Annotated in this window: 14 protein-coding genes, 1 pseudogene and 1 other annotated feature; of the genes and pseudogenes, 5 read left to right on the plus strand and 10 right to left on the minus strand. The window is 36.4% G+C overall.

What is annotated here, in order from left to right; genetic code table 11:
* Positions 1 to 38 precede the first annotated feature (38 nt).
* Both M3226_RS19080 and M3226_RS19085 read left to right on the plus strand, forming a co-directional pair.
* Positions 39 to 374: a hypothetical protein gene (locus M3226_RS19080; RefSeq protein ID WP_251568143.1), complete on the plus strand. Its 336-nt coding sequence runs from the start codon at positions 39 to 41 to the stop codon at positions 372 to 374.
* A gap of 149 nt (positions 375 to 523) precedes the next feature.
* Entirely contained in the window at positions 524 to 1,516 is a 993-nt protein-coding gene (locus M3226_RS19085; protein ID WP_251568152.1) for an LLM class flavin-dependent oxidoreductase, read from the plus strand.
* A gap of 20 nt (positions 1,517 to 1,536) precedes the next feature.
* On the opposite strand, the gene M3226_RS19090 is transcribed toward M3226_RS19085, so the two are convergent.
* The 8 genes and pseudogenes from M3226_RS19090 to M3226_RS19125 form a co-directional block, all read right to left on the minus strand.
* Positions 1,537 to 2,307 (minus strand): TatD family hydrolase, encoded by a 771-nt coding sequence (locus M3226_RS19090; RefSeq protein WP_251568154.1) that lies wholly within the window; start codon positions 2,305 to 2,307, stop codon positions 1,537 to 1,539.
* A gap of 160 nt (positions 2,308 to 2,467) precedes the next feature.
* On the minus strand, positions 2,468 to 4,171 hold the full coding sequence (locus M3226_RS19095; protein ID WP_251568156.1) for a 2-isopropylmalate synthase: 1,704 nt from the start codon (positions 4,169 to 4,171) through the stop codon (positions 2,468 to 2,470).
* 64 nt (positions 4,172 to 4,235) lie between these two features.
* Positions 4,236 to 4,456 (minus strand) — a binding site (T-box leader).
* Between the two features lie 110 nt (positions 4,457 to 4,566).
* The gene (locus tag M3226_RS19100) at positions 4,567 to 5,118 is read right to left on the minus strand and encodes a YitT family protein (protein ID WP_251568158.1); all 552 of its coding nucleotides are present in this window, start codon (positions 5,116 to 5,118) and stop codon (positions 4,567 to 4,569) included.
* Positions 5,119 to 5,263: 145 nt separating this feature from the next.
* A pseudogene (locus M3226_RS19105) lies at positions 5,264 to 6,299 on the minus strand (DUF3231 family protein).
* A gap of 219 nt (positions 6,300 to 6,518) precedes the next feature.
* A complete protein-coding gene (locus M3226_RS19110) occupies positions 6,519 to 6,704 on the minus strand; it encodes a hypothetical protein (protein WP_251568160.1) in 186 nt (61 codons plus the stop codon).
* 177 nt (positions 6,705 to 6,881) lie between these two features.
* Entirely contained in the window at positions 6,882 to 7,178 is a 297-nt protein-coding gene (locus M3226_RS32980; RefSeq protein ID WP_445165002.1) for an SPW repeat protein, read from the minus strand.
* 40 nt (positions 7,179 to 7,218) lie between these two features.
* On the minus strand, positions 7,219 to 7,668 hold the full coding sequence (locus M3226_RS19120; RefSeq protein ID WP_251568170.1) for a helix-turn-helix domain-containing protein: 450 nt from the start codon (positions 7,666 to 7,668) through the stop codon (positions 7,219 to 7,221).
* A gap of 239 nt (positions 7,669 to 7,907) precedes the next feature.
* The gene (locus M3226_RS19125; protein ID WP_251568172.1) at positions 7,908 to 8,288 is read right to left on the minus strand and encodes a VOC family protein; all 381 of its coding nucleotides are present in this window, start codon (positions 8,286 to 8,288) and stop codon (positions 7,908 to 7,910) included.
* Between the two features lie 195 nt (positions 8,289 to 8,483).
* Between M3226_RS19125 and M3226_RS19130 the strand changes: the two genes are divergently transcribed.
* Positions 8,484 to 8,768 carry an RNA polymerase alpha subunit C-terminal domain-containing protein gene (locus tag M3226_RS19130; protein ID WP_251568361.1) on the plus strand — a complete coding sequence of 95 codons (285 nt, stop codon included), beginning with the start codon at positions 8,484 to 8,486 and terminating at the stop codon, positions 8,766 to 8,768.
* Between the two features lie 128 nt (positions 8,769 to 8,896).
* Here M3226_RS19130 and M3226_RS19135 read toward each other — a convergent pair whose 3' ends face one another.
* Both M3226_RS19135 and M3226_RS19140 read right to left on the minus strand, forming a co-directional pair.
* A complete protein-coding gene (locus M3226_RS19135; RefSeq protein WP_251568174.1) occupies positions 8,897 to 9,040 on the minus strand; it encodes a hypothetical protein in 144 nt (47 codons plus the stop codon).
* A 153-nt stretch (positions 9,041 to 9,193) separates the two neighbouring features.
* Positions 9,194 to 10,756: a histidine kinase N-terminal 7TM domain-containing diguanylate cyclase gene (locus M3226_RS19140; RefSeq protein WP_251568177.1), complete on the minus strand. Its 1,563-nt coding sequence runs from the start codon at positions 10,754 to 10,756 to the stop codon at positions 9,194 to 9,196.
* Positions 10,757 to 10,908: 152 nt separating this feature from the next.
* Here M3226_RS19140 and M3226_RS19145 point away from each other — a divergent pair, with 152 nt between their 5' ends.
* The gene (locus M3226_RS19145) at positions 10,909 to 11,052 is read left to right on the plus strand and encodes a hypothetical protein (protein ID WP_251568179.1); all 144 of its coding nucleotides are present in this window, start codon (positions 10,909 to 10,911) and stop codon (positions 11,050 to 11,052) included.
* A gap of 591 nt (positions 11,053 to 11,643) precedes the next feature.
* Entirely contained in the window at positions 11,644 to 12,282 is a 639-nt protein-coding gene (locus M3226_RS19150; protein ID WP_251568181.1) for a response regulator, read from the plus strand.

A 12,282-nucleotide genomic window follows, 5' to 3' on the forward strand; every position in this document is an offset into this window, starting at 1 on the left:
AAAAACATTTAACATTCTGTAAAGGATGTGGAGTCTAAATGGATTTAAATACCTTTATCAGATTATATCAAGCATTTTTAAAAGAATGTGAACAAAAAGGCTGGAGCATCGAAATACTTATCGAAGAATTCGGCAATTATCTTGCTGCTATCACCAATTTGGATGGCATTGAAGTGCAATTCTATATTGAATTGGACTTAGAAAATTCCATTCAGCTTAATGGTGCTACCAATCAAAGCAGATTGGATTACGGGGTAATAAGGGATGAAGGTGAAGGAGACTTATTTGCAAAAGAAGTACTGGATGAATTCCATCAGTATTGGGTCAAACATATACCTAAACGGTACTCGAGCTTTATTCTCTATAAACAATGAAATATAATCATTTTCGAAGATATAATTGTGTATTATATCTTTTTTTATTTGTTTATATATGGCAGTAAAAAAAGGTAAAATTAGACAACATAGACGATAGAACAAATTTGAAACGATGCGGTATGCTTGTTTAGCTGGAGGTTTAACAATTGAAATTAAGTGTTCTCGATCAATCAGTCATATGTAAAGGTGAATCAGCAAGTACCGCTTTACAAAAAACGGTTAAACTAGCACAAATAACGGAAGAGCTAGGATATACTCGGTTTTGGGTTTCCGAACATCATAATACCAATGGAATGGCCGGCTCTTCTCCAGAAGTCCTGATATCTCATATTGCTTCCAATACTAGAAAAATTCGTGTCGGTTCAGGCGGTGTATTACTCCCTCAGTATGCTCCTTATAAAATTGCCGAAAACTTTAAGGTCTTAGAAGCCTTGTTTCCGAATCGAATTGACGTAGGAATCGGGCGTTCCCCAGGCGGTTCCGCGACGACACGACTGGCGTTGACAGATGGGTTACGAAAAAGCCTGAATGAATTCCCTCGGCAGGTTAAAGACCTCCAAGGGTTTTTACAGAATCATTTACCTTTAGACCACCCTTTCCATGATGTACAAGCATTCCCTGATACTGCAGGTTTACCGGAACTGTGGCTTCTGGGAATCACACACCGCGGTGCAAGGCTGGCAGCAGAAAATGGGACAGCATTTACTTATGGACATTTTATTACTCCAGTCAATGGAGAGCGGGCAATAGACTATTATTATCAGCATTTTCAACCCTCAGCTGCGTTAGCAGAGCCTAAAGCAAATGTTTGTGTTTTTGTCGTTTGTGCCTCAACCCAGGAAAAGGCCGAAGAATTAGCTTTAAGCCAGGATTTATGGCTATTAGCTGTTGAAAAAGGCATTGACACAAAAATACCGTCTGTTAAAGAGGCAAAGGGCACGTCATTAACATATGATCAACGGACGAAAATACAGGAAAATCGAAAGCGGATGATTATTGGGACACCGCAAAAAGTTAAAAGCGAAATCTTTCGGTTGAGCGAAAAATACCGGACTGAAGAATTCATAATTATTAGTAATATATATAACTTTGAGGACAAAATTGAAATATATAGGTTATTGGCTGAATCCATCTTGTAACTAATAGACAGTTAGCTGATCTATATCCCATAAAATTTCTTAGTGTTTTCAACTAATCTTTCAGAGACCTCTGTTTCTGAAAGATTTTTTTTTTCTGCAATCTTGAAAATTGATTCCCTCATCATAGCAGGGTGAGTCATTTTTCCCGAAAATGGACCTTCGAACGGCCATGGACCGTCTGTTTCAATCATCATTTGCTCCAATGGGCAGCTTTGAACTAAGGTCTGGATTTTCTCTTTATAGACAATCTCTGGTGTAACTGAAATATAGTATCGATTTTGAATCATTCTCGTAACGGTCATTTCGTCCCCTTTAAACCAATGGAAATGGGCCTTTGTCACTGAATGTTTTTCTAAAAGATCACAAACAATCGGGCCATCATCATAGACTGCATGAAGAACAATCGGCTTATCCCATTTCTTTGCGAATTTCATGAACATCTCAAGGAGTTCAATATATTGACCGTACTGAAGCCTAGATAGCTTTTGGTCCAATCTTAGATAGTATGGCAAACCCACCTCTCCAACCGCCATCATTTCTGTTCGATGTTGATTCATCCATTCTATCAGGATGCTGAAATCTTTTTCAGTGGGCAGACTTTGCTCAGGGTGGAACCCAAATGCAGGCTTTACCTTTGGATACTTTCTCGATAATTCTAAATTTTGCTTACATGACTCAAGGTCAAATGAAACGGACAGCAATGCTTCAATCGAATCTAAACCTTCCAATATCAACTCTACTTCTTGATCTTCATATTGATCTAAATGAATATGAGCATCGATCATTTTCATATGTATTTACACTTCCAGAACCAAAATTATCGTATTAGTTAAAGTAGCTTTAGCTTTTAAAAGATTAATTTCAAAATAAGATAAAGGGCTGCCGCATTAACTGTATACAACAGATCACGCAGCTGCCCAAATCGATACTTATAAAATAAATCTGGAAAACTTATCTCTTTGAAAGAGAATAATCTTTTCCAATGGTAGATTCAACACTAGATACCATTTTATTTACGGCACTAAACAACGCCTTTATGGAAGAAGTCATAATATCAGCATCAATCCCACAGCCCCAATAAACAGCACCATCTAGCGCCGTAAACCCGACATAAGATACAGCATTTGATTCCGATCCTCTTTCTAGTGCATGCTCCTTATAAACTAAATCTTTAAAATTGATACCAAGTGTGGTCTGCAGACTATTGCTGATGGCATCAAGTTTCCCATTCCCTACACCAGTAAATTCATGAGCCTCGTTATTTATTTTAACTGATACAGTTGTTTCATATTTTTCATTTTGAGTAAATCTGTAATTGAGAAACTCAACAGGGGTATGAATATTGACATATTCTTTTAAGAAAATATCATAGATTTCATTTGGCATAAGTTCTTTGTGCAAATGATCCGAAACATGTTTAACACTATACCCAAAGCTTTCACGCATCTCGGCCGGCAGATCAAGTCCAAAATTCTGCATCAGCACATATCCGATACCGCCCTTACCAGATTGGCTATTAATCCGGATAATATCGCCTTCATATTGTCTGCCAATATCTTTTGGATCAATTAATAGATAAGGGACTGTCCAAAACTCATTTTCTCTTTCCTCACGCCACTTCATTCCTTTTGCGATAGCATCCTGGTGTGATCCTGAGAAGGCCGTAAAGACAAGTTCACCGCCATAGGGGTGTCTTTCATGAACTTTCATTCTTGTTAATTTTTCATACTTGGCAAGGATATGATAGATATTTTCAAAATGAAGCTTTGGATTCACTCCATGCGAATACATGTTTAAGGCAAGTGTGACGATGTCTACATTTCCTGTTCTTTCTCCATTTCCAAACAGTGTTCCTTCTACCCTCTGTGCTCCTGCAAGCATTCCGAGCTCTGCATCTGCGACCCCGGTTCCCCTGTCATTATGTGGATGAAGGGAAAGAATCACATTGTCCCTGTAGTTTAGATGATCACTCATGTATTCGATTTGACTCGCATAAACATGTGGCATTGACATGGATACTGTAGCTGGAAGATTGATAATCACCTTGTTGTCAGCTGTAGGCTGCCATACATCCAGTACCCGGTTGCAAATTTCAAGCGCAAATTCCATTTCTGTGCCCGTGAAGCTTTCCGGTGAATATTGAAACTGGAAATTCCCCTCCGTTTCGGCAGCGTATTTCTTAACCATTTTTGCCCCGGTTACAGCAATGTCGATAATTTCTTCCTCCGTTTTTTGGAACACCTGCTCACGCTGCGGGACGGATGTTGAATTGTAAAGGTGGACGACAGCCTTATTTACGCCTTGAAGCGATTCAAACGTTTTTTTGATAATATGTTCTCTTGACTGGGTCAAAACTTGAATCGTCACATCTTCAGGAATTAATTCCTGTTCAATCAAGGTACGTAAAAAAGTATATTCTGTTTCAGATGCCGCAGGAAAGCCCACTTCTATTTCCTTGAAGCCTACTTCCAACAGTAATTGAAAATATTCCAGCTTCTCCTCTAGACTCATCGGCACAACCAAGGCTTGGTTTCCATCTCTCAGATCCACACTGCACCATGTTGGAGCTTCCTCAATATACTCCTTTTCCGTCCATTTTAAGCTTTTTACTGGAGGCATAAAATATCCTCTGGAATACTTTTCAATATTTTTCATTCTGTTGCCCACCTTTTTTATCAATTTAATTTGTCCTTTTTAAATAAAAAAAGCCTATCATCTCATAAGAGACGACAGGCTTTGCCTACGTGGTACCACTCTTTTTGATTCATTTAAAAAGCAAACGAATCCACTTAACGACTTTATGACGGTGATCAACCGTTAAGGCCTACATTTCAGCCTTACCACTCCTGGGTGAGTTGGGGGCGTTATTGACTGTCTCACACCAACCGACAGCTCTCTAAACAATAAATATCCCTTAATACTCCCAATCATTGCGTTTAACTTTTTTGAATTTTCACCATTTTATTACTTTTTTTAACATCAGTCAACCCTTAAAACTTAATTTTAAGTCAAAACACATTATTTACGCTGCTTTATTTTTTTCAACTTTCCTAAGAAGAATACCCTTTAATCAAGGAAGTTGTTATGCCAACAATCGTAATAGCCACGCATGAATAAAGGAATGTGTCTAATGCCAGTACAGTAAAACCTGCTAAAACAATGAGTCCATCAATGATTATGATGGCAAGGGCAATATTTAAGGTGAAATTTTCAGCAATGATTTTAGCAAGTAAGTCAGTGCCTCCAGTACTAGTTTTATATCTGAGCATTAGACCAACACCCGTTCCAATCATGACTCCTCCTATTAATGCACTTGAAAGGTGTGATAGGAAAAATTGATTACGCAGCGGTGAAAGCAAATCAATGAACAGAGAAGAAAACAACAGCCCTTGTACATTGCTAAAAAAATACCCTCTTTCCGTTGTTGATGCGATTATACAGATTGGCAAACTCAGAGCCACCATTGTAACTCCAGTCTGAAAATTAAAAAAGTAATGAAGTACTAGCGCAATTCCAAGGACTCCGCCGTCAATTAAATGATGGGGTACTAAAAACCCATTTACCCCAATTCCTAATAGCAAACTGCCAATAAGAGTAGCCACTAATTTCTGGAAAATTTATATCACCTTGTCCTGTCTTTTTAATCTATTAATATGTCGTCATCTCTAAATTAAGAATGATGGACAAGAGTAAAAATGGACGGGTTAAGTAATTGAAACGGTATCAGTTTTTCAGCTCAAATAACTACTAATTTGCTGTTAAATTTTTTCTATCCACTGCTTGAGGTGGTTGTTCCATCCACCCCTTTTCAATCATCGTTTTTGCAGCCTCTTCAACAAATAGGGAGATTTTCATAAACGATTTTGAATAGATCATGCCTATATCATGTCGTCCATTTACAGCCACTGAATTTCCAAAAGCTCTTATTTTCATTGAAAACATATCCATCTTATGAAATAACATTAACTTGTCAGAAAAGGGAGAAAATGTAGATGCCGTTACTAAATGGTCAAGAAAAGGCGGGGAAGGCAGATTTTCACCAGAAAGCTTTTGCATATATGCTTCAATATTTTTAGTTGTCAGGTCTCGGCCTTTTTCAAATAACTTCCTAATCTTTTCATCCTTTGCAACTTGTGCAAATGCCATAATGAGCGCTTTACTCGTTACATTATTTTCAATATTATCGTAAAAATGAGTTATTTCTAAAGCATGCAAAGGCCTGACATGTCCGAAAAACCATTTAAAAAGTCCTGATGAACAAATTCCGCTTTATCCGGAACCGGAATAAGAGGTGGTTTGATGATAAAACCTTTGTTCATTAGTATCTCTTTGATTTGTTCCATCAAAGCCATGGTGGAATTCATACAATAAGTAAAAAACTCCACTACATCCTTTCGATAAACAAGAGGTAATCCTACGTTATAGATACTCATACCGGCTTTAGCTGCATATTTTTCAATTAATGAACATAGAATTGATCTTCAAATAACCTAGGGGCACCAAGGTTTACATCTTCTTTACTGAACCCTATAGGAATAGGAAAGTTTTCCTTTTCAAAAATTTCTTTGGATACTTTCATAAACTCTTCGCATAATTTTAATGCATTCTCTAATAAAGTTTTAATATCCTCATCCTCAACGTGTTGGAGATAATAACTTAAAACGCATTTTTCCATACTGTTTCCCGTATAAGTTGCCCAAAGTTTGCCCATTTCTGCTGAAGTTAATTTTTCTTTCGTGTTTGTTTTATTTGAACTTAATTTAATAGTTTTGATCGTTTGCATGGGAACTCCTTCATCCACATTTTTGGTTAGTATTACCTCCAGTTGAAATCATATTCAAATGCAAAATAACCTACTATTTAATTCAAATAAAAGAAAAATAAAAAAACAGCATTCAACTCTTTTTTATTTTTCCTTCTGCAACTAAACCATTGGGTTATAAAAATCAAATAGAGCTGCCCTTTGTGACTAAAATATTTTCTTCAAGCTTTGACCATTCTTCTATAGTTTTTGCACGACCTTATACACAACCACTGCAGAAATTATGCCTCCGTCCAAAGTTGTTACCTTGACATCTACATAATTCATTTGGTCAAGCGTATTTAAAAAAATATTTACCTGTTCCTCGACATCATTAGGGGAACCTGTAAATATTTTTGTTCTCACCTTTCGAACTGTATATTCCAAAACGCATCCGCTCCTCTGATTTATGGAAATCCTATGCTAGAAATCATCTCACTTGTTTGCTATCTATTTTTGTTATTGATTCAATCCATTGTGCATCTCCTATACATACTTATAATTTCTGCCAACAACAGCGGCAAAAAATAAAGATAGCTTGCTGTTGGCAGATTTAAAACTGTTCTAAGAATTATTTTTGTTCGCCGAGCCTGACCAAATAGCTAGTATTAAGACGATGATTCCAAAAATGACACTATTCCACATAGCGCCAACATTAATTGTGAAACCATACACCCACGGAGAAATGATGAGCCAGATACCGATTAGTCCAGTAAGCCAAAGTTGCCACATCATAAAAACCTCCTCATTCATAATTGACGTTAACGTCAACGTCATTAAATAATATGAATTTTTAGAAAAATATATTCCTTGTTTCATATCTTTTAATAAATAAAAAAAAGGAGCAAGGTCATTAATCATCTTATTAATGACCTTGCTCCAAGGAATTAGATTGGGACTTTTACCTTTTCTTCAATTCGTCCATAAAGTGTAAAGAACGTTCCACTTGCTCTTGATACATATCACGCATGGTTACAACGTTTTCTATTTTCGAATTCATCTTTTCAATTAAGTTGTGCAAAACATCGATGTACTCATTCACCAGCACTCTTTGTACATCGGCACTCTCGGCATTCTCATGAAACGTCTGTCTTATGTCTTTAAGCGACTCTTCCGCCTCCATCACTTCCTGAATCTCTTGAAGGGAGATACCCAAATAATCTTTCAGCCGCAGTATTTGCTTAAGACGATCAATCGTGTTTTGTTCATAAAGACGATGCCCGCCATTTGTACGTAATGCAGGGGAAATTAGCCCGAATTGCTCATAGTAACGAAGCGTTCTCGGTGTAATGCCTAGTTGTCGTGAAACCGTGTCAATGGTCAGCACGTCGTATGTCTCATTATTCGTCAAACCGATACACCCACTTTTACACTGAGATATCCTAAATAACAGGTATAATTCTATTAAAACATATGGATAACTTCCAAGTAAATCCATTTTATATAACTCACACATTGGTATACTTTTTTATATATTTGTGATGTTCTGATTATTATAAAAGTAAAAAAAACGCTTCCACTTTTAGTAGAAACGCTTTGATTTATTTAATCGTTTTTCCTACATGACAGCTGAACATTGTAATTTAATTTTCACTTTCTTTCCATTACGGCAAAGTAATTATTTTCACTATCTGCAAAATTGAATACTCTACCTGAAGGCATAGTGACCATTTCACCAACAGTAACATTTTTATTTGATAAGTCAGTATATAATTGATCTAGGTCTTTTGAAAAAAACATTAAGGAGGGTGTACCAAGATTTAATTCTGGCTGCATTTTAGAAATTAGTTCCTTATTATGTAGGACTATACTTGTCTCGACTCCATTGGTTGGGGCAATTTCAATCCATCTCATCCCCTGAGCATTATTTTCCTCTGAAATCACCTTAAAACCTACTTTTTCTGTCCAAAATTTAACTGCCTCATCTTGATTATTCACATACAACATGATTTGACCTAACATATTAATCATTCTTTTCACCCTCTTTATTAAATTAGTTGAAATTATAACACACTTATCTATTTTTTGAAAAAAATGTATTATTTTTCCGACCTTTCAACACTATAAAATCTAACCTTCTTCTAAGTTAATGGGATTTTATGTTAATATATGATTAAATTAACTAATGTACGATCAAACAGGGGGTCTAAAAAAATGACAACTTCAATAAATAGTTTAAGGACTTGCGATAAAGGCCACAAATTCTATAAAAGCAGCGACTGTCCAACCTGCCCAATTTGTGAGCAAGAACGGAAACCTGCAGAAGGATTTCTGTCTATTCTCTCGGCACCAGCCAGACGTGCGTTGGAAGACAATGGGATCACTTCTTTACAACGGCTTTCCAACTATAGCGAAAATGAGATTTTGCAATTTCATGGTATGGGACCAGCTTCTATCCCCAAGCTCAGGACTGCATTGGAAACATGTGGGCTAACTTTTAGAGCAAAATAGTTTAATCAGCACCCTACAGATATTTGACTTTAATCCTCTATCAATACAAACAAAAAGGCTGCCAAAAATGTGACAGCCGAAATGAACCCGTTAATAGTAAACCATTTAATTTTCATAGAAACATCTTATTAATCATCAAATCTAAATTTGGGTAATGCCTCTGAAGTGTCAGCGTTTTGAAATTCTTCCTGCTTTACTTTTGACTTTTTCACTATGAAGAAACCAATAATTCCCACCAATAGGATCGCAAGTAAAACACAAAGAAAAACCATAAATGTATGCTCCCTTCAAATAAATTTATCATGCATTAGAATATATGAAGAGCAGCTTGTCTTTTTTAATGTCAAAATAACAAAAATTTTTACAGATACAGCTAAATCCTGTAATATTATACCAGAAAGTTCCCGATCTATTCTCAGTTACTCCTAACTTGAATACTCTAAAGTTTGCTCAAAAAGTTCAACATGGTCTCTCCCCTTGCGTTTAGCTCCATAGAGCGCTTGGTCAGCTTCTCTCATTAGGTTTTGTAAGGTTTGACCATGATCTCCCCCCATAATTTTAGCTGATGATACCCCAAAACTTGATGTGACATAAATTTCTTTGTCCATAAAAGGAGTTACACTCTCTGTTATTTTTACACGAAGGGATTGGGCAAGCTCATATGCCACGTTTAAAGGTGTATCTGGCAGTAATAGAATGAACTCCTCACCGCCATACCGCCCTATGATGTCGGTGCTTCGCAGACTTTCCTTTGCCAAACTAGCAACATGCGCTAAAACCCTATCTCCAGCTTGATGTCCAAACGAATCATTTACATTTTTAAAATGATCAATATCAAACATGATGACGGACACTTTTCCCCCGGTTAAGTTACGGGAAGCCAGCATTTTTTCCGATTCCTGCATAAAAAAGGTTCGATTGTATACTCCTGTTAAGCCATCGATACTAGCTAAATTCTTTAACTGTTCCTGAAGAAGGACTCGTTCTGTCACATTCACAAAAGTGATGATCTTCCCTATTAGTTTATTATTTTTATTACTAACAGTGGAAAAACGAATATGGTAGTAAGTCTTTTCTTCGTCTACGCACAGTTCATAATCCAATTCCTCCTCAAGCCTAATAATGTCCGCAAGTCGACCATATCCATTATCTATTGATTTTCCAATTACTTGAGAGTTTAAATTTGGTAGGACATCTAGCATAGCATTATTAAAATCGACGATTACACCATTTTGATTTAAAACAAGTACTCCATCCTTCATGCTTTCAAATACCGAGTCCCTTGCAATGGGAGTGACATTGAACATTTGATAGGATAAAAGCGCAGCACCGTGGAAAATAAAAGAAATACTCATGGAAACCGGTCCTAGGTCGATGCCGTATGGACTTAATCCATTTAAATAAAAATAATTCGCTATGATTGGCATAACTATTCCTGATGCCATCAAGATGATTTGGATTCGAAAACGAAATTTCGCCCTTTTTAGTTTCATGAGTAATGTAATAATACTGATCATTAGACATAAAAAGAGAAAGATAGAATGAACGTAAAACCAAGGACCGTGTTCTACCTTTAGAATCGGGAATGGACTGTCACTATTCAGCCCCATGGAGGTATAGTATAAGTGATGCAAGTCATTTGTTTCATGCATAAAGATGGTTATGATTGGAATTACGAAAAGGACATAGTATAAATATCGTTTTAGCTTTTGTTCCACATATTCAAAACACATTAATAGAATAAATACGGGGATAAAAGGCATAGCAAGGTACTCGATGTTTAACCAAAATTTAATTCGCTCTAGCGACGGACTTGCTAGTTCAAGGGCATATGAAAAAGTAAAAAAAGCCGAGAACAGAGTTACTAATATATAAGGCCTTGCGCCAGGCGCATCCTTGAGCCTGAATTGTGCGAAAAAGCATAAAAAGAGACTTAATACGCCTGCTATGATAACGGTAAATCTGTACATGAATATTTCATTAAGCATATCTTTCCACTCCATATGTTCCAAAAGCGTGATTCTACCATTATATATTAATTATTCAGACTGTGACCACTAATAATTTTTCAACTAATTTTATGGAATTAACTGTATATTATCCCGATTTTTCCATACCTTAACACATGGAGGTGATACCTTTGGATAAAAATCATAAATCGAATGATAAAAGCAATAACGATTCAACAACCGATGCTTCTAAAAAGCCGATCATATTAGACGAGGTTCCTGAACCACGTGGCAAGTATGGAGGACAAATCGATACTGATCTAGATAATTATTGACAATTGAACGCCAATCATTTGGCGTTTTTTAACTTTTCTTTCAAAAAAGGGACCAAATCTTTTTATGCACCCTCAACAAATATTAGCGTACTTGTTTGAGATTGGTATAATTTGGTAAAAAGAGAGTTTCTTATGAAAACTATTAGTAAACTATCTATTATATTTACTATTTTAGGTGTCCTATTCATAAGTTCTGCTTATAATTTTTCAATTTATTTTGAGTCACTAATGGTTTCAGGATTTAGTATTTTGTTTATTTGGATTATTTGCAAGTTTTGCTGCATTGTATAAAATGGAGCAAGGTAATATAAAGTTTTTAGCAGTTTCTTCATTTTTCCTTTTGAGTTTTATTGTTACTTGGAATCAACCATTTGACATACTACGATTATTGACCTGGATAAAAAATTAATAAAGATTCATTATGTTTTAAAAGGGGAGCTAAAAATAAAGCTCCTTTTTAATGTGCACTAATTCTTTGTATCATAAAATTTATTTATGATCAGGTACTCCTCAAAAATCCTTCTTTCTGCTATGTTTATGTTACCTACTACCAATTTAAGGATGTGAAGGGCAGGTCAGTCCTGCTGTGAGATGAATATAAAAATTTTGATTGCGGACGATAATTCGTTTATTCGCGAGGGTATGAAGATCATTTTAAGTACATACGGAGAGTTTGAGGTACTGGCAACCGTAGATGATGGTAAGCAAGCAGTTAAATATTGTCAACATCATCAAGTTGACATTGCGCTTCTGGATGTAAGGATGCCCAATATGAATGGCGTTGAAGCAACAAAACTTCTGACGGAAACAACAAAGACTAAGCCGATGATTCTGACTACCTTTGATGATGATGAGTACATTATGGATGCGATAAAGAATGGGGCAAAAGGCTACTTATTGAAAAATACCGACCCGGAACGGATCCGCGATGCCATTAAAAGTGTTTACTATGGTAACACCGTTATGCAGGATGTCGTACTCGATAAGGTTAAATCCAAAATGACTGGCAATGCAAAACCCGAGTCCAAGGTGGATGCGAGCCTCTTCACCGAGCGGGAAATGGACATCATGACACTGATTGCAAAGGGCTATTCCAACAAGGCGATTTCAAAGGAGCTGTTTATTTCGGAAGGCACGGTTGCTAACTATATTACTTCAATTCTAGGTAAAACTGGCTTGGAGCATCGAACACAAATTGCCATTTACTTTCTTACTGGCTCAGTAGATTAA

Source organism: Neobacillus cucumis, from assembly GCF_023715505.1.